Origin of the sequence: Lentzea sp. NPDC059081 (assembly GCF_042738015.1) — a bacterium.
Lineage (GTDB): Bacteria > Actinomycetota > Actinomycetes > Mycobacteriales > Pseudonocardiaceae > Lentzea.
On record NZ_JBHYGW010000050.1, the window covers coordinates 7,043 to 29,169 of the forward strand.

General features: G+C 70.4%; 24 protein-coding genes. 12 read left to right on the plus strand and 12 right to left on the minus strand.

The window, feature by feature from the left end:
• Positions 1 to 202: 202 nt before the first annotated feature.
• Together ACFWV3_RS44325 and ACFWV3_RS44330 are read right to left on the minus strand one after the other, a co-directional pair.
• Positions 203 to 637, minus strand: coding sequence for a hypothetical protein (locus tag ACFWV3_RS44325; RefSeq protein WP_382420132.1), 435 nt, complete (start codon positions 635 to 637; stop codon positions 203 to 205).
• 109 nt (positions 638 to 746) lie between these two features.
• Positions 747 to 3,290 carry an ATP-binding protein gene (locus tag ACFWV3_RS44330; protein ID WP_382420134.1) on the minus strand — a complete coding sequence of 848 codons (2,544 nt, stop codon included), beginning with the start codon at positions 3,288 to 3,290 and terminating at the stop codon, positions 747 to 749.
• Between the two features lie 242 nt (positions 3,291 to 3,532).
• On the opposite strand from ACFWV3_RS44330, the gene ACFWV3_RS44335 reads away from it, so the two are divergent.
• From ACFWV3_RS44335 to ACFWV3_RS44350, 4 genes are all read left to right on the plus strand, one after another.
• The gene (locus ACFWV3_RS44335) at positions 3,533 to 4,384 is read left to right on the plus strand and encodes a lytic polysaccharide monooxygenase (protein ID WP_382420136.1); all 852 of its coding nucleotides are present in this window, start codon (positions 3,533 to 3,535) and stop codon (positions 4,382 to 4,384) included.
• Positions 4,384 to 4,914, plus strand: a complete 531-nt coding sequence (locus ACFWV3_RS44340; protein WP_382420138.1) for a DUF305 domain-containing protein — start codon at positions 4,384 to 4,386, stop codon at positions 4,912 to 4,914. Before ACFWV3_RS44335 ends, ACFWV3_RS44340 begins: the two co-directional genes overlap by 1 nt.
• 40 nt (positions 4,915 to 4,954) lie before the next feature.
• Positions 4,955 to 5,374 carry a hypothetical protein gene (locus ACFWV3_RS44345; RefSeq protein WP_382420140.1) on the plus strand — a complete coding sequence of 140 codons (420 nt, stop codon included), beginning with the start codon at positions 4,955 to 4,957 and terminating at the stop codon, positions 5,372 to 5,374.
• Between the two features lie 107 nt (positions 5,375 to 5,481).
• Positions 5,482 to 5,862 (plus strand): VOC family protein, encoded by a 381-nt coding sequence (locus ACFWV3_RS44350; RefSeq protein WP_382420142.1) that lies wholly within the window; start codon positions 5,482 to 5,484, stop codon positions 5,860 to 5,862.
• On the opposite strand, the gene ACFWV3_RS44355 is transcribed toward ACFWV3_RS44350, so the two are convergent.
• A complete protein-coding gene (locus tag ACFWV3_RS44355) occupies positions 5,859 to 6,212 on the minus strand; it encodes an STAS domain-containing protein (protein WP_382420144.1) in 354 nt (117 codons plus the stop codon). The genes ACFWV3_RS44350 and ACFWV3_RS44355 overlap by 4 nt on opposite strands.
• 170 nt (positions 6,213 to 6,382) lie before the next feature.
• On the opposite strand from ACFWV3_RS44355, the gene ACFWV3_RS44360 reads away from it, so the two are divergent.
• The gene (locus ACFWV3_RS44360; protein ID WP_382420146.1) at positions 6,383 to 7,297 is read left to right on the plus strand and encodes an anti-sigma factor RsbA family regulatory protein; all 915 of its coding nucleotides are present in this window, start codon (positions 6,383 to 6,385) and stop codon (positions 7,295 to 7,297) included.
• Here ACFWV3_RS44360 and ACFWV3_RS44365 read toward each other — a convergent pair.
• Genes ACFWV3_RS44365 through ACFWV3_RS44380 form a run of 4 tightly spaced genes read right to left on the minus strand, consistent with a single transcriptional unit; the run spans position 7,246 to position 8,755 of the window.
• Positions 7,246 to 7,731 (minus strand): MSMEG_6728 family protein, encoded by a 486-nt coding sequence (locus tag ACFWV3_RS44365; protein WP_382420148.1) that lies wholly within the window; start codon positions 7,729 to 7,731, stop codon positions 7,246 to 7,248. The genes ACFWV3_RS44360 and ACFWV3_RS44365 overlap by 52 nt on opposite strands.
• Positions 7,732 to 7,735: 4 nt before the next feature.
• A complete protein-coding gene (locus ACFWV3_RS44370) occupies positions 7,736 to 8,191 on the minus strand; it encodes a general stress protein (RefSeq protein ID WP_382420150.1) in 456 nt (151 codons plus the stop codon).
• 39 nt (positions 8,192 to 8,230) lie between these two features.
• Positions 8,231 to 8,419 carry a DUF3072 domain-containing protein gene (locus ACFWV3_RS44375; RefSeq protein WP_382420152.1) on the minus strand — a complete coding sequence of 63 codons (189 nt, stop codon included), beginning with the start codon at positions 8,417 to 8,419 and terminating at the stop codon, positions 8,231 to 8,233.
• A gap of 57 nt (positions 8,420 to 8,476) precedes the next feature.
• Positions 8,477 to 8,755, minus strand: coding sequence for a hypothetical protein (locus tag ACFWV3_RS44380; RefSeq protein WP_382420154.1), 279 nt, complete (start codon positions 8,753 to 8,755; stop codon positions 8,477 to 8,479).
• 119 nt (positions 8,756 to 8,874) lie between these two features.
• On the opposite strand from ACFWV3_RS44380, the gene ACFWV3_RS44385 reads away from it, so the two are divergent.
• A complete protein-coding gene (locus tag ACFWV3_RS44385) occupies positions 8,875 to 9,219 on the plus strand; it encodes a DUF6401 family natural product biosynthesis protein (RefSeq protein ID WP_382420156.1) in 345 nt (114 codons plus the stop codon).
• 90 nt (positions 9,220 to 9,309) lie between these two features.
• On the opposite strand, the gene ACFWV3_RS44390 is transcribed toward ACFWV3_RS44385, so the two are convergent.
• Together ACFWV3_RS44390 and ACFWV3_RS44395 are read right to left on the minus strand one after the other, a co-directional pair.
• On the minus strand, positions 9,310 to 10,155 hold the full coding sequence (locus tag ACFWV3_RS44390) for a hypothetical protein (protein WP_382420158.1): 846 nt from the start codon (positions 10,153 to 10,155) through the stop codon (positions 9,310 to 9,312).
• 80 nt (positions 10,156 to 10,235) lie between these two features.
• On the minus strand, positions 10,236 to 10,412 hold the full coding sequence (locus ACFWV3_RS44395; RefSeq protein ID WP_382420160.1) for a hypothetical protein: 177 nt from the start codon (positions 10,410 to 10,412) through the stop codon (positions 10,236 to 10,238).
• Positions 10,413 to 10,847: 435 nt separating this feature from the next.
• On the opposite strand from ACFWV3_RS44395, the gene ACFWV3_RS44400 reads away from it, so the two are divergent.
• Genes ACFWV3_RS44400 through ACFWV3_RS44420 form a run of 5 tightly spaced genes read left to right on the plus strand, consistent with a single transcriptional unit; the run spans position 10,848 to position 16,362 of the window.
• Complete coding sequence (locus ACFWV3_RS44400; RefSeq protein ID WP_382420162.1) at positions 10,848 to 11,837, plus strand: LacI family DNA-binding transcriptional regulator; 990 nt, start codon at positions 10,848 to 10,850, stop codon at positions 11,835 to 11,837.
• A 14-nt stretch (positions 11,838 to 11,851) separates the two neighbouring features.
• A complete protein-coding gene (locus tag ACFWV3_RS44405; RefSeq protein ID WP_382420164.1) occupies positions 11,852 to 13,447 on the plus strand; it encodes an FAD-dependent oxidoreductase in 1,596 nt (531 codons plus the stop codon).
• Between the two features lie 14 nt (positions 13,448 to 13,461).
• Positions 13,462 to 14,655 carry an ABC transporter substrate-binding protein gene (locus tag ACFWV3_RS44410; RefSeq protein ID WP_382420166.1) on the plus strand — a complete coding sequence of 398 codons (1,194 nt, stop codon included), beginning with the start codon at positions 13,462 to 13,464 and terminating at the stop codon, positions 14,653 to 14,655.
• Positions 14,652 to 15,539 (plus strand): carbohydrate ABC transporter permease, encoded by an 888-nt coding sequence (locus ACFWV3_RS44415; RefSeq protein WP_382420168.1) that lies wholly within the window; start codon positions 14,652 to 14,654, stop codon positions 15,537 to 15,539. The genes ACFWV3_RS44410 and ACFWV3_RS44415 overlap by 4 nt, the downstream gene beginning before the upstream one ends.
• A 4-nt stretch (positions 15,540 to 15,543) precedes the next feature.
• Positions 15,544 to 16,362: a carbohydrate ABC transporter permease gene (locus ACFWV3_RS44420; protein ID WP_382420170.1), complete on the plus strand. Its 819-nt coding sequence runs from the start codon at positions 15,544 to 15,546 to the stop codon at positions 16,360 to 16,362.
• Between the two features lie 43 nt (positions 16,363 to 16,405).
• On the opposite strand, the gene ACFWV3_RS44425 is transcribed toward ACFWV3_RS44420, so the two are convergent.
• Complete coding sequence (locus ACFWV3_RS44425) at positions 16,406 to 17,479, minus strand: family 2 encapsulin nanocompartment cargo protein terpene cyclase (protein WP_382420172.1); 1,074 nt, start codon at positions 17,477 to 17,479, stop codon at positions 16,406 to 16,408.
• A 7-nt stretch (positions 17,480 to 17,486) separates the two neighbouring features.
• Positions 17,487 to 18,341, minus strand: a complete 855-nt coding sequence (locus ACFWV3_RS44430; protein ID WP_382420174.1) for a geranyl diphosphate 2-C-methyltransferase — start codon at positions 18,339 to 18,341, stop codon at positions 17,487 to 17,489.
• A 469-nt stretch (positions 18,342 to 18,810) separates the two neighbouring features.
• On the opposite strand from ACFWV3_RS44430, the gene ACFWV3_RS44435 reads away from it, so the two are divergent.
• A complete protein-coding gene (locus ACFWV3_RS44435) occupies positions 18,811 to 21,669 on the plus strand; it encodes a nitrous oxide reductase family maturation protein NosD (RefSeq protein WP_382420176.1) in 2,859 nt (952 codons plus the stop codon).
• On the opposite strand, the gene ACFWV3_RS44440 is transcribed toward ACFWV3_RS44435, so the two are convergent.
• Positions 21,659 to 22,096, minus strand: coding sequence for a hypothetical protein (locus ACFWV3_RS44440; protein ID WP_382420178.1), 438 nt, complete (start codon positions 22,094 to 22,096; stop codon positions 21,659 to 21,661). The genes ACFWV3_RS44435 and ACFWV3_RS44440 overlap by 11 nt on opposite strands.
• Positions 22,097 to 22,127: the final 31 nt, after the last annotated feature.

Sequence of the window (22,127 nt, forward strand, 5' to 3'; positions counted from 1 at the left end):
AAGAGAAGGGGGAGGAGGAAAACAACAACGGTGTTTTTTTTTGTCGAGGTGTGGGGGGCAAACCCCTCGGGGGAGGACTCCCCCCCCTCGCCCCACCCCCCAGTCGGGGTCGCCCGCCACGTCGTCAGTGCGTTCATGCCCCGAGAGTGCTTCCCGGACCACTGCGCCGGACAGGCGTTCGGACGACTCCGGACGGACCCGGTCAGCTCCGCCAGTCCGAGCAGGCCGCCGTGCCCTCGCCCACGCACACCCGCACGTCGAACGCGTCGACCGCCGGGGCGAACTGCCAGCGGAACGCCGTGGTCGCACCGAGCCCGGAGGCGCTGCCGAGCACCTTCTCGCCAGAGCCGGTGCCGCTGCGCCACCGCACCCACACGTACGCGGCCAGCCCGTCGTCGGCGGTGTCCTTGACGTAGGAGTACTGCGGGTCGATGAACGGCTGCTGGTCGAACCACCGGCCCCACACCCTCGCCTCGGCACCGGACGTCGCCGGCGCGACCGCGAAGTTGCACGAGTCGTTGGAGCCGGGGTCGTACACGGGATCACCGCCGCTGCACTTGCCGGCCCCCGACGCCGGTGCCGCACCCAGGCCCGCCGCCAGCACGGCGACGACAACAACGGACAGCTTCTTCACCATCAACCCACCCCATCGCGAACACACGGTCTCCCCCACGACCGACGCGAAGGGCAGCAGCCATCGACGCGGTCGGTCCTCTGTTCACGGATCTACCAACCGCAGGAGCGGCTCACAAGCCGTTCGGACGATTCCGGACACCCCGGTGGCCCGCGCGTTCCAGCACCTCGTCGGCCCGCCGGCGGGTCTCCCCCGCCGCGACCGGGTCGCCGTGGGCCTCCTGTGCGCTGCTCAGCGCCACGAGTGCGAGACCGGCGACCACGCTCTCCCCGGACAGGGCGGCCTCCGCCGCGGCCTCCAGCGCCGCCTCGGCGTCGCCGGCCGCGAGCTCCAGCCAGGCCAGCTCGACGAGCGCGTCCGCCACGCCGTGCCCGTACCCGGCCGCGGTCGCCGTGCGCCACGCCCGGCGCAGGTCGTCGCGTCTGCCCCGGATCGCCGACACCGTGATCAGCGCGTCGATCTCGACCCGGCCCGACCCCTTCGCGAGCGCCAGCGCCTGCTCCGCGCATCGCAGCGCCTCCCGCGGCCGGCCGGCGTCGCGGTGCACGCGGGCCAGGTCGTCGAGGGCGGCGGCCTCGCTCACGCGGTCCTCGTGGTCGTGGTTGAGCTGCCGGGCCCGGTCGAGGAACCCGGCCGCCTGGTCCAGGTCGCCGAGGTAGCGGTGCACGACGCCGAGCGCGCCCAGCGTGTTCGCGGCCAGCCGGGTCTCGCCGACCTCCTCGCGCAGGTCGACGGCCGCGCGCAGGTCGGCGGCGGCCTCGACGAGCCTGCCGAGCCGCATCTCGGTCTGACCGAGGTTGCCGAGCGCGCGGGCCCGGCGGGTCGTGTCGCCGATCTCGGTGTAGTAGGCCAGCTCCCGCCGGAAGCAGTCGATCGCGTGCTCCAGCGAGCCGAGCTCCGCGTGGACGCCGCCCAGGTTGCCGAGCGTGCTGAACTCGCGGAACCGGTCGCCCGCCGCCCTGCTGAACTCGACGGCGTGCTCGAAGTGCCCCGCCGCCGCGCGGTGGTCGCCAGCGCCCCAGTGCGCGGTGCCGAGCGACAGGTGCATCGCCGCGCACGCGCTCGCGTCGCCCGCCCGTTGCGCCGCGGCCAGACCGACCTGCGCCACCGCCAGCCATTCCACGGTGTGGCGGCGCAACCAGTAGCAGCCGCGCAACGCGTCGGTCAGCAGCCACGCCACCGGACCGTCCGCCTGCTCGACCAGGCTCACCAGCGTCGCGCGCTCGGTGTCGAACCACTGCAACGCCTCCGCCGCCGTGGCGAACACGTGGTCCGGGGTGGTCGTCGCGAGCACCGAGAAGTCCGGACGCACGGCGCGGGCCGCCGCGACCGCGAGATCCAGGTACTGCTCGTGCAGCCTGCCGACGGTGCCCGCGTCGTCGTCCTCGGCCGCGTACCGCTCGCGCGCGTAGAGGCGGAGCAGGTCGTGCAGCCCGTAGCGACCGGAGGCGCGCACCTCGAGCAGGTGTGCGGCGACCAGTGCGCGCAACGGCGCTTCCGCGTCGACGCCGAGCAACGCCGTCGCCGCGCGGGTGGGCAGCTCGGGTCCCGGCGCGACTCCCATCCGCCGGAACAGCGTGCGCGCCAACGGGTCGAGCGCCTCGTAGGAGTGCCCGAACGTCGTGCGCACCGCGGCGTCCTCGTCGCCCTCGACCTCCAGCGCGGCCAGCCGGTCGCCCGCGGTCAGCTCGGCCACCAGCTCCGCGATCGTCTGCTGTGGACGGTCGGCGAGGTTCGCGGCCGAGATCCTCAGCGCCAGCGGCAGGAAGCCGCACCACCGCACGAGCTCGTCGACGGCGTCCTCCTCGCGCAGCACCCGTTCCGCGCCGAGCACGCCGATCACCACGGCCGGGGCCTCCTCCGGCGTGAGGACACCGAGCTCCAGCCGGTGCGCGCCGTCGCGGGCCACGAGCCCGGCCAGCCGGTCGCGGCTCGTCACGAGCGTCATGCAACCGGGGCCGCCGGGCACCAGCGGACGCACGTGCGCGGCGCTGGGCGCGTTGTCCACCACCACGAGCACGCGCTTGTCGGACGTGATCGACCGGTACATGCCGACCATGGCGTCCTGCTGCACCGGGATGTCCTCACCGGACACGCCGAACGCGCGGATCGCCAGCGCCAGCGCCTGGTCCGGGGTGACCGGCGGGCCGGACGAGTAGCCGCGGAGGTCGAGGTGGACCTGCCCGTCCGGGAACCGGTGCGCCACCTGATGCGCCCATTGCACGGCCAGCGCGGTCTTGCCCACGCCCGGGATCCCGCACACCACCGCGAGCCGGCTGCCGTTCTCCAGCAACGCGGTCAGCTCCTTGAACGCCTTCGCGCGGCCGCTGAACCCCGGCACGGCGGCCGGCAGCTGCCTCGGCACCGGCGCGGGAGGTGCCGATGCGCGCACGGGTTCGGCCTGCACCCGGCGCCACGCGGTGATCCACGGCTCCACATCGGTCACCTGGAACGCCTTGAGCAGCCACCGGAACACGTCCAGCGCGGGTGCGGTCCTGCGCCGCGGGCTGAGCGCGTCGGCCAGCGTGCTGCGGGGCAGTCCTGACAGCTTCTCCACCTGCCGCAGCGAGGGGTTGCCCGCCCACACCTTGAGCGCGCGCAACGCCGCGATCAGCTCTTCGAGCGTCTGCGCGTCGTCGGGCACCGGGCGGGACATGAGGTGAAGCCTAATGATCGACCGCGCGGCGGGCCCGGCGTCCCGGCGATCGGCGACCGCACGGGCCGCCGCGGGTGCACTCAGGACCGAACGGGCGCGGTGAGCTGCGGTGATTTGCGTCGGTTGGCCGTCGAAAATGGTCCGACCACTTCCCTAGACTCGGGAACCGGGCCGCCGAACCCGCCACGCGAACTCCCCCGCACGACGGGGTGTTCGCCGCCTCCCCCTGCCAGGAGGAGCACATGAAGGCACGCACCCGGCTCGCCCTCGCGAGCATCACCTCGTCCGCCGCTCTGGCCATCGCGTTCCTCGTCCCCACCACGGTCGCCAGCGCCCACGGCACGTTGTCCGATCCCGCCAGCCGGGTCTACACGTGCAAGAACGAAGGTCCGGAGACGCCGAAGTCCGACGCCTGCAAGGCGGCTGTGGCCGCCGGCGGCACGCAGGCGTTCTACGACTGGAACGAGGTGTCGCTGCTCGAAGCGGGCGGGCGGCACCGCGAGCTCATCCCGGACGGCAAGCTGTGCAGCGCGGGCCGCGACAAGTACCGCGGCCTCGACCTGCAACGCGCGGACTGGCCGGCGAAGCGGATCTCCGCCGGGTCGCTGGCGGTGACCTACCACGCGTCGGCACCGCACTCGAACAGCAACTTCGAGTTCTACATCACCAGGGACGGCTGGAACCCGACGATGCCGCTGCGGTGGTCGGACCTCGTGCACCTGGCCACGTTCAACAACCAGAACCCGTCGACGTTCACGAGCTGGACGCTGAACATCCCGCAACGCAGCGGCCGTCACCTGATCTACTCGATCTGGCAACGCGTCGTCGGCAGCGCGGAAGCGTTCTACACGTGTTCGGACGTCGACTTCGGCGGCGGCAGCACCCCGCCCCCGACCACCACGACGACGACCCCGCCCACCACGACGACCACCACCACGACTCCGCCGTCGAGCGGATCGTGGGCCGCGGGCACGACCTACCAGGTCGGCAGCCGGGTCACCTACAACGGCGCGAGCTACGAGTGCCTGCAGGCGCACACCGCGCTCGCCGGCTGGGAACCGCCGAACACGCCCGCGCTCTGGCGACGCCTCTGATGAGGTTGTTGCTGCTGCTGCTCGCCTTCGCGGTGTCCGGTTGCGCGGCGCAACCGGGCACCGTGCTGCGCGGCGACCCGCTGGACGTGATGTTCCTGCAGATGATGCTCCCGCACCACCAGCAGGGCGTGGAGATGGTCGCGCTCGCGGCGGACCGCGCCGACGACGGCGAGCTGCGCATGCTGGCGGCCGCGATCGCGTCGACGCAGGCGACCGAGGCCGACACGATGAGGGGCTGGCTGACGTCGTGGGGCGAGCCCCTGACGGCACCGCCGGACTCGCACACCGGCCACGGCGGCACGCGCCGGTCCGACCCGCAGGAGGTGGGCAGGCTGGCGGCGTTGCACGGCAAGGCGTTCGACCAGCGGCTGCTCAACGTGATGATCGCCCACCAGGACGACGCCGTGCAGCTCGCGCGGTGGGAGGCGGGCAGCGGCGCGCACCGGGAGGTGAAGGAGCTGGCGGACCGCATCGAGAAGTCCAGGACGGCGCAGATCGCGATGATGAAGAAGTTCCTCGGCGGGGTGTGAGGGGTACCCGGCTGGTCCACGACCCCGAGGAGGTCCGGACGTGAACAGCCGAACACTGCGGCAACTGCCGACGCGCCTCGTGACCGGCGCGTTCGTGCTGAACTCCGGTCTCGGCAAGCGCAACGCCGACCAGGAGACCGCCGAACACCTGCACGGGTTCGCGACCGGCACCTACCCGGTGCTGGGCAAGCTCGACGCCCGCAGGTTCGCGTCGCTGCTGTCCGCCGGCGAGATCGCGACGGGCGCCCTGCTGCTGGCCCCGTTCGTCCCGGCGGCGGTGGCCGGTGCCGCCCTCACCGGGTTCGCCGGCGCGCTGCTCGGCCTCTACGTGAAGACGCCGGGCATGCGGCGCGAGGGCAGCATCTGGCCGACCGAGCAGGGCATCGGGCTCGCGAAGGACGTGTGGATGCTCGGCATCGGTCTGTCGCTGCTCGCCGACGGCGTCACGCGGGACCGCTGAGCCGGGAGGTGTGGCGAGGACGGCGCCGAGGTGCCCCACGACAGCCTGATGGTCGCGAGAGCTACCGGCTGTGCCGCCGATGCTGTGGCGCACCTAGTCTGTCGCGCATGGTGTCGGTACTGCAGAACGTCGCGATCGACTGCGCGAACGCCTACGAGCTGGCCCTGTTCTGGAGCGAGGTGACGGGCCGCCCGCTGCACCCCGACGACAAGCCGGGCGACCACGAGACCGAGGTGCAGCTGGCGGACGGCCCGGTGCTGTTCTTCCAGCAGGTGCCGGAACCCAAGCAGGGCAAGAACAGGCTGCACGTGTGCCTGCGCCCGGACACCTCGCGCGACGAGGAGGTGGCGCGGTTGCTGGGGATCGGCGCCTCGCTGGTGTCGGACCACCGCAACGACGACGGGACCGGGTGGGTGGTGCTCGCCGATCCGGAGGACAACGAGTTCTGCGTGCTGCGCAGCGCGGCGGAGCGGGCGGCGACGAGCTAGGCGCTGTCCTTGACCGAGGCCCGCACGCCCAGCACCCCGGTCAGCTCCAGCACCTGCAACGGCCGCAGCACCGCCGAGGTGTTCGCCACCACCACGAGCGCGCTGCCCAGGCGCAGGCAGGCGTCCTGCTGGTCGAGCAGCAGGCCGATGCCCGCCGCGCCGAGGAACCTCACGCCGGACAGGTCGACGACGACGGGTGCGGGTGGGACGACCGCGCGGACGGCGGCTTTCAGGCAGCCCGCGAGCTCCGAGGCGGTGGCGTGGTCGAGCTCTCCGGCGACGTGCACCAGCACGGTGTCGCCCTTGCTCTCGCTGGTGGTGCGGAACGGGACTTCACCGTAGGTCTGCACGTGGCAACCTCCTGATGGACGGCACGACCGTCACACGGGCTGGCTGCTCAACCCACGCCCGACCGTAGCGCAGTCCCACGACCGTCGCCGACGGCTCGCCGGACAACATCCGGACAGACTCCAGGTTCCCGCGCATGGCGGCAGGGGTTCTCCGCGTAGCATCGGCAGCCGTGACCGGTTTCTTCCACGAGACCGCCTTCTACGGCTCGGACGACGACTTCCTCGCGCTGGTGGTGCCGTTCCTCGAGGACGGGCTGCGCGCGGGCGAGGTGGTCGTGGCGGCGTGCGCGGAACGGAACGCCGGCCTGCTGCGCGGCGCGGTCGGCGGGGACGTGCTGTTCCTGCCCGGCGCCGACCAGTACTCGCGGCCGTCCGACTCCATCTCCACCTACCGCGAGCTGTTTCGCGAGCACACCGACGCGGGCGCGCGGCACATGAGGGTGGTCGGCGACGTGCCGCATCCCGGTACCGGCGCGTCGTGGGACTGGTGGGCGCGGTACGAGGCCGCCGTGAACCAGGCGTACGCGGAGTTCCCGGTGTGGGGGCTGTGCCCGTACGACACGCGGACCACGCCCGCCGACGTGCTGGCCGACGTCGTCAGCACGCATCCGAACATCGCGGTGGGACCGGAGGTGCACGAGGCCAACCCCGGTTTCCGCGACGGTCTCGCCGGGACCAGGCAGGTCACCGACGCGCTGGAACACCGTGCACCGCTGATCGATCTCGTGGACGTGACGGCCGGCGCGGTGCGGGAAGCGGTCGGGTCCGCCATCGGCGGGATCGCGCTGTCCGAGGACGGCGCGCACGACGTGGTCTACGCGGCGAGCGAGATCGTCACCAACGGACTGACGCACGGCGTCGCACCCGTCAGGTTCCGCCTGTGGGCCGACGAGTCGCGCGTGCTCGTGGCGGTGACGGACCAGGGCTCCGGCCCCGCCGACCCGCTCGTGGGCCTGATGCCGACCACGGCCACCCGGTCGGCGGGCCTCGGGCTGTGGATCCTGCACCGGACGTGCGACTACGTGTCGATGGGTCAGGACTCCGACGGGTTCACCGTGCGGGTCAGCGTCGGCGGCCAGACGTAGGGCAGGTCGTCCGGCACGTCCGGGAAGAACCGGCGGTAGTGCTCCGGAAGCTTGCGCACGAGCGCCGACTGGTGGCTGCGGTGCACCGCGTCGTCGCCGATCCAGAACGGCAGCTCCCCCGCGGCGGCCAGCTCGGCCTGCGTGCGCACCCACGTCACGTCCCTCGCCTGGGCCAGGTCCGCCCTCATCGTGGTCTCGCACGTGTCGGCGAACCCCAGCTCACGCCACGCCGTGCACATCTCCACGCCGTAGCGCACGAGCGCTTCCTCGAACCCCGCCCACATCTTCACCGCCGGGTGGTGGCGCCAGCCGTGGCCGGGCACCACCAGCGCGCGCTGGACCTGGAGCGTCTCGACGCGTTGCTTGCCGAGCCGCCGGTGGTCCAGCACGCGCGCCGTGGCGGCGAAGTCCTGGTAGGGCAGGAAGGTCTGCATCAGCTCACAGCACGTACCGCGCGGCCTGCGCCGCCATCGCCTGGTCGACGTGCACCTCGTACCGCTTCGCCTGCAGGGTCATGACACTGGAGAAGTCGCGGCGGCCGCGCGTGCTCCAGTGCGCGACGAACCCGAAGACCGCTCCCCAGAACGCGCCGATCAGCAGGCTGATCAGCAGGAACCAGCCCCAGGCCGCCCCGGTCGTGAACAGCCCGAACAACAGGCCGATGAACACACCGAACCACGCGCCGCTGACGGCACCCGCGAGCGCCGCGCGTCCCCGCGTCATGCGTCCCGTCACCTGCTCGACGGTACGGACGCCCTCGCCGACGATCCGGACGCTCTCGACCGGGAAGCCGTCGTCGGACATCCTGTCGACGAGCCGCTGGGCGTCGGCGTACTCGGCGAAGCTCGCCAGCAGCGCGGACTCGGTCCTGGTCACCTCGTGATCGATCTCCACACGGACCGGCTACCCACGACCACGCTGGGTAAACGGTGGTCAGGCGCCACGGCCCGTCTTCTCCTGGAGCTGGTCGATCAGCTGGGACGCCTCGACCTTGGTGAGCTCGTCCGGCACCTCCTCGCCCGCTTCCTGCGCGAGGGTGTGCAGGTAGGACTCCTGCGGCCCGGTCATCGGCTCGTCACCGGTCGTCCAGTCCTGCGGGTCCTTCTCCGGCGTGCGGTTCACGATCGTCCCCTTTCACTCGAACGCCCGTTCGAGATACCCGGAGTGATCGCGGTTCAATCACCGACGCAGAAGAAGACGGTGCGCGACGGTCAGCAACATCCGCGCTTCCATGCGCTCGCCGTACCCGGCGTGCTCCTCCGCGGCCTCGACGCATCTGCGCACCTGCTGCGGCACGACGACACCGGTCTCCGCGCAGTCGGCCAACGCCCGGTCCAAAGCCGTGGCGGTGCCGGCGGCCTCCACGTTGGCCAGCGCGACGCAGACCGCGTTGTCCAGCTTCTCCAGGGCGGTGACGTGCAGCCGGCGTGATGCCCGGTCATCGAGTTCGATGGTCATGTTCTTCCGCCTTCACAGCCGAGAGCCCAGCGCCGACTGCTTGACGCACACGCGGCCCGTGTACCCCGTTCGAGCACCCTCGAACCAGAACTTCAGCGGCCGCGGCTACCGTGGCGGGCATGCGTGTGACCTGGCGCGAGAAGAACGCGCGGCAGTGGATCTCCGAGCTGTCCGACCGGATCGGCGTGGCGGGGTGGACGGCGCTCGCCATGACCCCCGCGCTCGCGGCCGAGGTGGACCAGCACGGTGCGGCGGTGCGCGACATCCTGCTGCTCGGCGTCGAGGGCGTGGGCACGGTGGGCGCGGTCGTGCTGCTCGCCTCGTACGCCCGCGGGCTCCTCGACCACTCCCCCGACTGGTCGCCGACGTCGTGGCTGGGCGTGCGGCTGATGGCGGTCTGCCAGCTGGCGCACGCGCACGACGTGCGACCGCTGTCCGCCACCGCGCTGCCCGACGCCGGCTGACCAGGAACCGACGCAACCCCGAACAGACCGACCCGGGACAGACGAAGGCGGGGCGTGCCGGAGCACACCCCGCCCGGACGATCAGCAGGTTCAGAGGTCCTCGGGCCTGCGGGGGTCCTCGGGCCGGCGGGCACCGAGCACCGGGTCCTCGACCGGCACCTGGCGCTGGGTCGCCGCGACCGGCTGAGCCGGCCGCACCGGCTCCATGACCTCGGTCTCGGACGACGCGCGCACGGCGTCCTCACGGCCGCGCTGGTAGGCCTCCGCCTGCGCCTTGGCCTGCGGCAGCTCCTGCTCCGCCCGGCCGAGCCAGCCCTCCCAGCGCTGCTGCATCGGCCGCACCAGGCCGCCGCCCACGCCGACGATCACGACACCGGCGATGGTGGCGAGCACCGCGATCAGCACCGGCGTGGTCACCGTGGTGGCGACCCCGATCTGGTTCAACGCGGCGATGATGCCCAGCGCCCAGATGAACACCGACGCGATGGTGGCGAGCACCCGCCCGTACGACAGGCCGCCGAGGGCGCTGCCGATGAAGTCCTTCACCGCGTTCGCGACCGCGCCGGCCACCACCACGATGATGATCGCGACCGCGGCCTTGGGCAGCCACGCCACGATCCCGGTCAGCAGCTCGGACACGGGGTTCGGGCCCCACACGCCGAAGGCGATCTGCAACGTGATCAGCACCAGCGCGTAGAAGACCAGCTTCGACAGCAGGTCGGACGCGTCGTACTTGCTGCGCGCGAGCGCCTGCCGGATGCCGCCGCGCTCCACCAACCGGTCGAACCCGACCCGTTCGAGCAGCTTGTCGACCAGCTTGGCCACGGCCTTGGCGATGAACCAGCCGATCAGGAGGATCAGCAGGAACGCCGCCAGCTTGGGCACGAACGTCGCGACCGCCCGCCAGGCGTCGGTCAACCCTTGTCCGAAGTCCATGTCGAGCTCCCTTCACACGGGCGCCCGACACGGGTCGCCCGCACCGGACATACCCGGTGCGGGCGGGACTCACACGAACTTCACGAGGCGGGCCGCAGCTCCCGGTCGCACGCCACGAGGTGCTCCCACGTCCGGCCGCGCTGGCTCGGCGGCGCCGACCCGTCGGCGTTGCAGATCGGGTAGATGAGCCCGAAGGGAACGGGTTGGTCGAACTCGTCACCAGTGCGGACGTCGACCAAATGACGCGCGTGTGCCATCACAACCACTCCCTCGTGTGGGACCGGTGGAGCCAGTGGGGTTTGGGACCTTCGAATACCCCGCGACCAGCGCGAACATGCCTGGGAGCGTTGCGACATAAGAGTGAAAGTATCCGTCCACAATGGACTAACGCGCCGTGACCACCACCGTGGCCGACCCGTTGCGCGGCACGAGAGCACGGCGCCGGAATCCCGCACCACCGAAGAGATCTGCTCGGTCGCCGCAGCGGCCGCCCTGGACCGTCCGCTTGATCTGGTCGCCCGAGGTCACGCCCGAGCCCGAGGCGGCGCGGCAGGGAACCGCCAGGACGCGCGGCGGAAGACCCTCGCCGCACCGGCAGCGGTCCGCCACGTTGCTAATTCGAATTATTACTGGGTTGACGGCGGCACAGGTGCTGGCGCAGACTCCGTGCCAATTCGAATTGGCAGGTGCTCATGGCCAAGCGGCTCACCCAGCAGGACATCGCGAGGATGGCGGGCGTCAGCCAGGCCACGGTGTCGCTGGTGCTCAACAACCGGACCGACAGCGGTGTCCGCATCGCGCCGGAGACCCGTGCCCGCGTGCTGGAGGTGATCCGCAGGACCGGCTACGTCGCGAACCCGATCGCGCGCCGGCTGCACGACCACCGCAACCGCATCCTCGGGGTGTTCACCTACGAGGCCGTCTTCCCGAGCACCCGCGCCGACTTCTACCAGCCGTTCCTCGAGGGCATCGAGGAGCAGGCCGAGGAGGCCGGCTGCGACCTGCTGCTGTTCACCAGCGCCAAGGCGGCGGAGGGCGAGCGGCGGATCTTCAACGACGACAGCAGGATCCGGCTGGCGGACGGCTGCGTGCTGCTCGGCCGGTCCGTCGACCGCGGCGACCTCGCGCAACTCGTGAGCGAGGGCATCCCGTTCGTGTCGATCGGCCGCCGCGACGACGCGGGTGGCCCGGTGCCGCACGTCGGCGCCGACTACGTCTCGGCGGTGCGAGACCTGGTGGACCGCGCGGTCGCCCTGGGGCACCGCACGTTCGCCTACCTGGGTGCCGGAACCGGCGCGGAGTCGTCCGCGGACAGGCTCCGCGGTTTCGAGCAAGCCGTTGCCGCGCACGGGGTCCAGGGCACGCACCTGCCGTTCGGCGAACTGGGCGAGATCCTCGGCGCGGAGGCCACCTGCGTGCTCGCCGAGGAGGTCTCGGACGGCGCCGCGCTCGTGCTCGCGGCCCGTGAGCGCGGTCTGTCGGTGCCCGGCGACCTGTCCGTGCTGACGCTCGGCGCCGCGACCCGTCCGGCACCGCGGGACATCGACCTCACCGGGTTCCGCATCCCGCGCCGCGAGATGGGACGCAGGGCCGTGCAGGCGCTGACCGAGGTGCTGGAGAACGGCACCACCCCGCAGGAGCTGCTGCCCTGCGAGTTCGTCCCCGGCACGACGCTCGGCTGATCTGGAGGAACCTGTTGCTGCACAACACTGACGTCGTCGTCGTGGGTGGCGGTCTGGGCGGGGTCGCCGCCGCGCTCGCGTTGCTGCGCGCCGGTCGGCGGGTCGTGCTCACCGAGGAGTTCGCGTGGCTCGGCGGGCAGCTCACCAGCCAGGCGGTGCCGCCGGACGAGCACAGCTGGGTCGAGCGCTTCGGCGTCACCGCCTCGTACCGCGCGCTGCGTGAGGGCATCCGCGACTACTACCGCCGCCACTACCCGCTGACGTCCAGCGCGCGGGCGTGGCGCGAGCTCAACCCCGGTGCGGGCAACGTCAGCCGCCTCTGCCACGAACCGCGCGTCGCCGTGGCCGTGATCGACGAGATGCTGGCCCCGTACCGCGGCAGCGGCAGGCTCACCGTGCTGCAACCCGCCAGGCCGGTCTCCGCACGGACCGACGGTGACCGGATCACGTCGGTCACCGTCGAGCACAACGGCGTGGAGCTGGAGCTCACCGCCCCCTACGTCCTCGACGCGACCGAGACCGGCGAGCTGCTCCCGTTGTCCGGCACCGAGTACGTCACGGGCTTCGAGTCCACTCTGGACACCGGTGAGCCGAGCGCGCCGGAGGTCGCCCAGCCGGCGAACATGCAGGCGATGTCGGTCTGCTTCGCGATCGACCACGTCGACGGCGACCACACGATCGACAGGCCCGCCCGGTACGACTTCTGGCGGGAGTACCAGCCGGACTACTGGGGCGACCGGATGCTGTCGTTCCGCTCCCCCGACCCGCGCACGCTGGCCATCGCCGAGCGCACGTTCACCCCGAACCCGGACGACGACCCGTTGGGCGTCGTCTCGGACCAGCGGGTGAGCGCGGGCGACGGCAACCTGTGGACGTTCCGCCGGATCGCCGCCCGCCGCAACTTCGTCGAGGGCGCCTACGAGAGCGACATCTGCCTGGTCAACTGGCCGATGATCGACTACTTCGAGTCGCCGGTGATCGACGTGCCGGACGCCCCCGCGCACCTCGCCGCGGCACGGGAGCTGTCGAGGTCGGTCCTGTACTGGCTGCAGACCGAGGCGCCGCGGCCGGACGGCGGCACCGGGTTCCCCGGTCTGCGGCTGCGCGGCGACGTCACGGGCAGCGCGGACGGACTCGCCCAGGCGCCCTACATCCGCGAGTCGCGGCGGATCAGGGCCGAGTGCACGATCGTCGAGCAGGACCTCTCGCTCGCCGTGCGCGGCGACAAGGGCGCCGTGCGGCACGCGGACGCGGTCGGGGTCGGCATGTACCGGATCGACCTGCACCCGTCGACCGGCGGCGACAACTACCTCGACGTCGCGAGCTGCCCGTTCGAGATCCCGCTCGGCGCGCTCATCCCCCAGCGCGTCGAGAACCTCCTGCCCGCGGGCAAGAACATCGGCACCACCCACATCACCAACGGTTCCCACCGGCTGCACCCGGTCGAGTGGAACGTCGGCGAGGTCGCGGGCGCGCTCGCGGACTTCTGCCTGGCGCACCGAGTCACCCCTCGCGCGGTGCGCAACACCCCCGGCCTGCTCGCGGACTTCCAGCACCGCCTGGAACGCGACGGGGTCGAGCTCCGCTGGCCGGACGTGTCCGGCTACTGACCGAGGAGACAACGATGTCCCGACTCACCGCGCTCATCGTCGCCGCGCTGCTCGCCCTCACCGCGTGCGGCGGATCATCGTCCAATGACGGCCCGAAGTCGCTGCGCATGACCGTGTGGACCGCCAACGAGGCTCATCTCAAGCTGCTCAACGAGATCGCGGCCGAGTACAGGGCCGCGCACCCGGACGTCACCGAGATCAAGTTCGACTCGATCCCGGCCGACGGCTACACCACCACCCTCACCACGCAGATCGCCGGCGGCAACGCGCCCGACCTGGCGTGGGTCCTGGAGGAGTCGGCACCGGACTTCGTGTCCTCCGGCGCGCTGCTGCCGATCAGGAACAAGGTCGAGAAGGCCGACGAGCTGGTGCCGTCGGCCACCAAGCTCTGGGAGAAGGACGGCGAGCTCTACGCCTACCCGTTCTCCACCTCGCCGTTCGGCCTGTTCGTCAACACCGACATGGTCAAGGACCTCCCCACGACGTGGGAGCAGGCCGTCGCGGCGTCGGCGGGCAAGAGCCTCGTGCTGCCGGACTTCAAGTACCAGAACTGGGCCGTGCTCTCGGCGATCTGGCGCGGCTGGGACGCGAACGCGTGGAGCGAGGACGGCAGGTCCTGCGGGTTCGCCGACCGGGAGATGAAGGACGCGATGACGTTCATCCACAAGGCGATCTTCACGGAGAAGGCGATCCCCGGCCCCGGCACGACGGTGGACTTCTTCGCGGGCAACGCGGCGATGGCGGTCAGCCAGATCTCGCGGGCGGGTGCGTTGAAGGACGCCAGGTTCGGCTGGACGCTGCTGCCGTTGCCCAAGGGCCCGAAGGGTGACTACGCGGTGATCGGCCAGGCCGGCGTGGGCGTGCTGAAGCGCTCGAAGAACGCCGAGGCCGCCGCGGACTTCCTCGGCTTCTTCACCAACTCCGCCAACTCCGCCAAGCTCGCCCAGTTCTTCCCGCCGGTCCGGCAGTCGCTGCTCAACGCCGGCACCCTGGCCAAGAGCAACCCGCTGATCAAGCCGGAGCAGCTGCAGTCGGTCGTGATCGACGGCATCAGCAAGGGCGTCGTGAAGCCCAGTCACCAGGGCCAGGAGGAGCTGAACCAGACGATCCGGGCCGCGCTCGACCCGCTGTGGAAGCCGGACGCGAACGTCTCCGAGGTCCTCGACGGGGTGTGCGCGAAGATCAAGCCGCTGCTGGAGCGCTCGTGACGTTCTGGACCTACCGCAGGCGCGACACCCTGGTCGGCTACCTGTTCGTCGCGCCCGCCCTGCTCGGCAGCCTCGCGTTCGTGCTGGTCCCGCTGGCGATGGTCGGCTGGTACAGCCTGAACGAGTGGAACGTCCTCGGCGGCACGTTCGAGTTCATCGGCGCCGAGAACTACGAGCGGCTGCTGTCCGACGAGAAGCTGCGCTCGTCGCTGGTCGCCACCGCCTGGTTCGCCGCCGGGCTGGTGGTGCTCAACCTGTCGCTGGCGTTGCTGCTCGCGGTGCTGCTCAACCAGAAGCTGCGCGGCACCACCCTGTTCCGCACGCTGTTCTTCTCCCCCGTGCTGGTCTCGCTGGTGGCCTGGACGCTCGTCTGGCAGCTCATGCTCCAGCCGGAGGGCAGCGTGAACGGGCTGCTCGGGTTCTTCGGCGTCGACGGCCCGAACTGGCTGCGCGGCGAGACCACCGCCATGGTGTCCGTGATCGTCGTGCAGGTGGTCAAGAACGTCGGGTTGAACATGGTGCTGTTCCTCGCGGCGCTGCAAGGCGTCCCGGCACCGCTGTACGAGGCGGCGAAGATCGACGGCGCCGGCGCGTGGACCCGGTTCAGGCGGATCACGATCCCGTTGATCAGCCCGACGATCCTGCTCACGTCGATCATCACGATCGTCGGCTCGCTGCAGGTGTTCGCGCAGATCGCCGTGCTCACCCAGGGCGGTCCCGGCACGTCCACGACCGTGTTGATCTACTACCTGTACCAGCAGGCGTTCCAGTTCCACCACTTCGGCTACGGCGCGACGATCTCGGTGCTGCTGTTCGTCATCGTCGCCGCGCTGACGCTGCTGCAGTGGAGGATGCGCCGGAAGTGGGTGCTCCATGAGACGTGACGTCGTGAGGCGGAAAGTCCTCCTGTACGGACTCCTGTGCCTGCTCTGCGTCCCGTTCGTCTTCCCGACCTGGTGGATGGTCACCTCGTCGATGAAGCCGATCAGCGAGATCTTCTCCGAGTCGCTGCTGCCGTCGGAGTGGACGTTCTCCACGTACGAGACCGTGTTCCGGATGCAGCCGTTCGGGCAGCAGTACTGGAACAGCCTCTACATCGCGGTGATCGTCACGGTCGGCACGATGGCCGTCGCGGCGCTGGCGGGCTACGCGTTCGCACGCATCCGGTTCCCCGGCCAGAACGTGCTGTTCGTGGTGGTGCTGACCGGCCTGCTCATCCCGAGCGAGGTGACGATCGTGCCGCTGTTCCAGCTGTTCCAGTCGCTCGGGCTCTCCAACACGCACTGGCCGCTGATCATCGTGCCGGTCTTCGGGGCGCCGTGCGTGCTGGCGATCTTCATCATGCGCCAGTTCTTCCTCGCCCTGCCCGGCGAGCTGGAGGAGGCGGCGCGGATGGACGGCCTGGGCCGCGCCGGCATCTTCTGGCAGGTCGCACTACCGCTGGCCCGCCCGGCACTCGGCGCGGTCGCGATCTTCACGTTCCTGCACTCGTGGAACCTGTACCTGGAGCCGATCGTGTACCTGTCCACGCCGGACATGTTCACTCTGCCGCAGGCGCTGACGCAGTTCGTCGACATCTACGGCGGCCCGATGTGGAACGTGCAGCTGGCGGCGGCGACGATGACGGCCGTGCCGATCCTGGTGGTGTTCGTGGTGGCACAACGGCAGTTCATCGAGGGGCTGGCGCACACGGGCGTGAAGGGATGATCGCCGCCTGGGCCACGCACCCCGCATGGCCCAGGCGGACGTCCTACCTGTAGCGCGGATGCGTGGTGTGCCACTCGAAGCCGCCACCCATCCAGGCCTTGGTGCCCTTCAGGAACCGGTGCAGCTCCACCGACGGAACGGCGAGCAGCTCCCGGTGCCCGGCCTCGAAGTCGCGCACCAGCTGGTTGTGCAGCTCCACCGTCCGCTCGGTCGCCTCGGCGATCGAGCAGCCCCGGTCGGCCGCGATCTGCAGCACCATGTTGCAGACCGGCACCTCGTCGGCGGCGTCCTTCTCCACCGACACCAGGTCGTTCACGATCACCGACGCGGTGCCGGCGGCCGTGAGGAGCTGACGGACGCGCGGGTCGTAGTACAGCGGTGCGGGCAGCTCGTAGCCTCCGACGGCGTCGATGAGCGTCATCGACGTGTAGAAGGTGTCGTGCTGCCGGGTCGCGAGGTACTGCCATGCCGGCGGGTAGTTGCCGGTGTGGCGCCAGGCTGCGTACGCGGTCCAGGACACGAACATCGCGAACGTCGAGTAGCAGACCCGTTGCACGATGGTCGGTGTGCTGCGCGACGACAGGTGCGCGATGCCCGAACGCAGGCCCACGAGCACGGGGTCGGCGGCGAGCGTCCCCTCCAGCTCGGCCGTGAACTCGGCGGCGGGAGCGACCGGGTCCATCGCGGCCATCGCCAGCGCCAGGCGCGGCGGCAGCTCGGCCGGGACCGCGCCCATCTCCGTGCTGTCGGCGTACAGGTCGTCGGCCGCCCACCACGCCGCGTTGAGCTTCGCGGCGATCAGCAGCTGCTCGACGTCGCTCGTGTCGACGTGGGTGAGCACCGCGAGGCGGCCGAACATGCCACCCAGGAACCGTTCCGGCTCCTCGAAGCCGCACTCCCCCGCCCACGCGATCAGCCGCTCGTCGACGGCGGCCGCCAGCAGGGCGTCCTCGCGTTCGACGACCGGCACGTACAGCGGCGGTGCCGTGCCGTCGCCCCACGGGCGTTCGGCGTAGCCGGGGTCGGGTGGCGCCTCGACGGCCTCGGGCCGCCCGAGCCGGGCAGCGGAGGTGCCCAGCCCGGACGGCCCGGTGAGGAGGTCTTTCACGTCGGTCACGGCTGCGTCAGATCCTGTCGGCGACGATCAGCAGGTAGTGGAAGCTGCCCTCCTTGTACGCGGTGAGGAACGGGTCCTCGACGCCGGTCGCGACCGACGACTGCGCGCGCAGCTCCCAGTACGGGATGGTGTCCGGCGTCAGGTCGACGACGCTGATCGGCACGAACCCGTTGTCCGCCAACGCCCGGAAGTACTCGCTGCGCGGGTGGATGTTGCAGATGTAGTGCTGGTCGATCTGGCTGACCGCGCGCGACCGCATGCCGGTCAGGTCGTTGGAGCAGCCGGTGATGCAGACGTAGCGGCCGCCGGGCGCGATGAGCCGCGCGAACTCGCCGTACAGCTGCTGGAGGTCCACGTACATCGTGGTCTCGTTGGTCCAGATGCCGTTGAACGAGCCGGTCTCGAAGCCGGTGTCCAGCATGTTCTTGAAGTGGAACCGCACCTGGTCCGCGACACCGCGCTCGGCGGCCTGGCCGTTGGCGAACGCCACCTGCTCCTCGGAGATGCTGACGCCGTCGATGCGGGCGCCGAACCGCGCGTTGGCCATGAAGCTCGTGCCGCCGCGGCCGGAACCGCCGTCCATCAGGTGCGGGTTCGGGGGGAGGTCGCCGAACGCGTCGAGCAGCACCTCCGCCTGCGCCGTCTCCAGCCGGTGCATCTCGGCGATCATCGCCTGGTCTCGCACCGCGGCGGGGGCTTCGAGCACCGCCGGGTCGTACTGGCCCAGCCCGTAGTGGTGGTGGTACAGCCCGTCCACCTCACCGAGCTTGATGTTGACCGGGTCCTTCTCCTTGTTCCAGTAGTCCGCGACGGAACGCTGGTAGTCGGTGCGCAGAACCGGCTTCACAGTGGGGCTCGCCATGACCTGAGGGGCTCCTGTTCGTGGGAACGCAAACTGCCGAACAGCCACTGACCTTTGCAGCCTTCGGCCCAGTGTGCGATCCGCCGTTCAGGCTTGGTTCGGACACGAACGGGTAAGCCGGACAGCGCGCCGGAGTAGTTCCCATAACCCGTGCAGGACGGTTCGCGACCCCACTTTCGTGGGTTCTCCCCACCCGACCGGATGACAAAGCCCCGAGCCGAATTCCACCCGGGCTGGGAAAAATCCCGGTCCCCCGGCCCTCGGCTGCGGCACACCCGCTCCAGCCCGCGGCCCCCTCGGAGCACTCGCACGATTCAGAGGCGTGAGCTGCACCGGAAACGACGAACGCGGAACCAAAAGCGTCATTGAAAACAGTTGCAGTTTTCCCTATTTCAAGAATGTGAATATTTGACACGCATGAATCCATCGACTACAAAGAAAAGGCCCCGCCCTGCCGAAGAGGGTTTCCATGAAGCGATTCTCCCTGCCCGTGCTCGGCCTGCTGCTAATGGGTTCACTCGCCACACCGGTGACCACGGCAGCGGCCACACCCGCGTTGACCGGCCTGGACGTCTCGTCCGCCAATCGCCGTGCCCCCATTTCGGGCCTCTACGACTGGTCGAAGGCCGGATATCGTGGCAATGGCGTCCTGCCGGGCAACAATGACGTGAACCCGAGCGCGAGCTGTCAGATCACGGCGGCGGAGCTCGCTTCCCAGTTCAACGTCAAACCGAACGACTCCGCCGACGACACCGCCGGTCTGCAGGCCGCGATCGACGCCATCAGGACGCAGTGCTCCCCCGGCGCGAGCTACACGAAGCTGAGCCTCATCACGCTGCCGGCCGGTGAGCTGAAGGTGTCGAAGGAGCTGCACGTCGACGCCGACTACCTGATCATCCGCGGTGCCGGCGCGACCGCCACCAAGGTCGTCTACACCCCCGACGCGACCACCCGCTACGACGCGCTCACCCCGGACGGGTCCGACTGGGACGAGGACGGGATGACGTTCGGGCAGGGCAAGGGCGGCTGGCTGTGGCCCGGCCGCGGCCTGTTCCGGGTGCAGTCGCGCGGCGTGCACTCGAGCTACGCGAGCGACTACGCGGCCGCGCCGGAGAACCGCAAGGACATCTTCGAGGGCACGGTGAACGTGCACTGGAAGGCGGGCGCGAAGGTGAGGACGGCCGCGAAGGCCGGTGACCGCACGATCTCCGTGCAGTCCGCCTCGACCATCAAGGCCGGCATGTTCGTGAACGTCCGTGCCGCCAACTCGGTCAAGTTCTACGAGCAGCAGTTCGCCACGGGCACCGAGCACCCGTTGCTGAACATGCACATGCGCCAGCAGATCTTCACCGTCGCGTCGGTCTCGGGCACGACGGTGACGCTCGACAAGCCGCTGGAGTTCGACGTCCCGGTCAGCTCGACCTCCGACGGGTCACCGGCGATCGACGGCACGACCTACGACTCCAAGGTGTCGCCGTTGGTCGACCCGGTCGTCGGCGTCGGGTTCGAGAACTTCGGCTTCACGCAGGCGATGCCGGGTCTCGACCCCGCCGAGGCCGTCAACAACTACGGCAACATGGCGCCCGCCGACGAGATGCACGGCATCGTGTTCAAGTGGGCGGCGAACTCGTGGGTCAGGGGCATCCGCGCGGAGATGACGGGGTCGCACCCGATCGTCACCGAGGAGGCCAAGAACCTGCAGATCGTCGACAGCCGGCTCGACGGCTCGTGGAACAAGGGCAAGGGCGGCAACGGCTACTTCCGCGGCTCGCGGGTGTGGGACTCGCTCTACGCCGGCAACACCTCGCGCAACCTGCGGCACTTCACCTTCCAGTGGTCCGCGTCGGGCAACGTCGTGGTGGGCAACGACTTCGACTCCGACCTGAACCTGCACGGCGGCTGGGAGCGCAACAACCTGTTCGAGCTCAACACCGTGCGCGTGCCCTACGCCCACCGCTCCGGCAACTGCCGCGCGAACTGCGGCGAGGAGGGCGGCGGCGGTCCTGACGACTCGAACTGGTTCCCGATCTGGTGGGGCGCCGGGAAGAAGGCCGTGAAGTGGTCGGGCGCGTCCGGCCCGCGCAACGTCTTCTTCGACAACGACATGACGAAGCAGCTCTCGACCGGCGGCGCCTTCGAGCCCTTCTACAACGACCGGCAGCGCGTCTACCAGTTCGGCTGGAACGGCACCGCGTACCAGCACCTGGACGTCAACGGCACCCCGATCACCGACTGGGCGAAGAACGAGCAGCGCGACTACACCGGCGGCCACGGCGTGGACGTGTCCAAATCGGACTCGGCGAAGTCGTTGTTCCTGAAGAACGTCCCGGGCACCACGCCGACCGAGCCGCCTCCCGCCGACGGCACGGTGACGTCCGCGGACCAGCTCAGGACCGCTCTCGCCGCCGCCAAGCCCGGTGACACGATCACGCTCGCACCCGGCACGTACCGCGGCTCGTTCGTCACCACGAAGGCGGGCACGGCGAACGCGCCGATCACCCTGACCGGCCCGTCGACCGCGGTGCTGGTCAACGACGGCCCGTCCGGCGACGCGCCGTCCTGCCCGGTGCCGACCGCGGGCTGGGACTCGGGCTACGGCCTGTGGCTCTTCAACGCGCCCTACTGGAACCTCAAGGGTTTCAGCGTCACGGAGTCCAAGAAGGGCATCGTCCTCGACAACTCCCACCACGTGACGATCGACGGCGTGAAGGTGTCGAAGACCGACGAGGAGGGCGTGCACTTCCGGCGCTCGTCGGCGGACGGCGTGCTGAAGAACTCTACGATCACCGACACCGGCCTGGTGCAGAAGGGCTACGGCGAGGGCGTCTACCTCGGTTCGGCGAACTCGAACTGGTCCTGCCACGGCAACACCGGCGGCGTCGACAGGTCCGACCGCGTGCAGGTGCTCGGCAACAAGATCGGTCCCGGGATCGCCGCCGAGCCGATCGACGTCAAGGAGGGCACGCACAACGGCCTGATCTCCGGCAACACGTTCGACGGCAGGGGCATCAGCGGCGAGAACTCCGCCGACTCCTGGATCGACGTCAAGGGCATCGGCTACCGCATCGAGAACAACACCGGCACCTTCGCCACGCCGGGCGTGCTCGCGAACGGCTACGAGACGCACAACCCGAGCACCACGCCGTCGTTCCTCAACGGCTGCGGCAACGTGTGGAGCGGCAACTCCTCCGACCTCGGCGGCGTCGGCGAGTACGCCATCAAGATCACGTCCACGTCGAAGTGCTCGGCGAACCCGAACGTCGTCCGCTCCTCGAACACGGTCACCCGTGCGACGAAGGGCCTGACGAACGTCCCGGTCACCCCGTAACGAGCGGGGTAGCAGGGGTCCCGATCGGTGCACGGCGGCGTCGCCGATCGGGATCCCCCATGCCACCGATCGGCATGCCGCCTTCTCCCGCGGGAGCCCAGATGTAGACGACGGCCCGGAAGAAGTCGTCGACCAGGACGTCCTGGAACGGCGCCACGGCGGTCTTGGTGCTGAACCGCACGTCCAGCGGCTTGCCGGCGGTGTCGTAGAACCGGATGTGGTCGAGGGTCCCGGTGAGCAGGCAGCCGGCGCCCTCCTGCCCCTTCAGCCACACGCCGAACAGCCTGCTCATGGTCGGATCCGGCGAGTGCCCCTCGCTGATCACGGCCGAGACCTCTCCCGGCGCGCACGGCCGGGCCGCTCGTTCGCCCGCACCGGCCGGCCCCGCGACGGCCATGATCCCCGCACCGGCCAATGCCAGCGCCACCAGCGCTCGCGGAAAGAATGCTCGCGATCAC

Bases quoted from the DNA above. Each gene is read 5' to 3' on its own strand.
- ACFWV3_RS44400 (WP_382420162.1), top strand. From the start codon at position 10,848: ATGGCCAAGCGGCTCACCCAGCAGGACATCGCGAGGATGGCGGGCGTC.
- ACFWV3_RS44325 (WP_382420132.1), bottom strand. From the start codon at position 637: ATGGTGAAGAAGCTGTCCGTTGTTGTCGTCGCCGTGCTGGCGGCGGGC.
- ACFWV3_RS44380 (WP_382420154.1), bottom strand. From the start codon at position 8,755: ATGACCATCGAACTCGATGACCGGGCATCACGCCGGCTGCACGTCACC.
- ACFWV3_RS44410 (WP_382420166.1), top strand. From the start codon at position 13,462: ATGTCCCGACTCACCGCGCTCATCGTCGCCGCGCTGCTCGCCCTCACC.
- ACFWV3_RS44430 (WP_382420174.1), bottom strand. From the start codon at position 18,341: ATGGCGAGCCCCACTGTGAAGCCGGTTCTGCGCACCGACTACCAGCGT.
- ACFWV3_RS44385 (WP_382420156.1), top strand. From the start codon at position 8,875: ATGCGTGTGACCTGGCGCGAGAAGAACGCGCGGCAGTGGATCTCCGAG.
- ACFWV3_RS44395 (WP_382420160.1), bottom strand. From the start codon at position 10,412: ATGGCACACGCGCGTCATTTGGTCGACGTCCGCACTGGTGACGAGTTC.
- ACFWV3_RS44335 (WP_382420136.1), top strand. From the start codon at position 3,533: ATGAAGGCACGCACCCGGCTCGCCCTCGCGAGCATCACCTCGTCCGCC.
- ACFWV3_RS44365 (WP_382420148.1), bottom strand. From the start codon at position 7,731: ATGCAGACCTTCCTGCCCTACCAGGACTTCGCCGCCACGGCGCGCGTG.
- ACFWV3_RS44390 (WP_382420158.1), bottom strand. From the start codon at position 10,155: ATGGACTTCGGACAAGGGTTGACCGACGCCTGGCGGGCGGTCGCGACG.
- ACFWV3_RS44435 (WP_382420176.1), top strand. From the start codon at position 18,811: ATGAAGCGATTCTCCCTGCCCGTGCTCGGCCTGCTGCTAATGGGTTCA.
- ACFWV3_RS44330 (WP_382420134.1), bottom strand. From the start codon at position 3,290: ATGTCCCGCCCGGTGCCCGACGACGCGCAGACGCTCGAAGAGCTGATC.
- ACFWV3_RS44340 (WP_382420138.1), top strand. From the start codon at position 4,384: ATGAGGTTGTTGCTGCTGCTGCTCGCCTTCGCGGTGTCCGGTTGCGCG.
- ACFWV3_RS44350 (WP_382420142.1), top strand. From the start codon at position 5,482: ATGGTGTCGGTACTGCAGAACGTCGCGATCGACTGCGCGAACGCCTAC.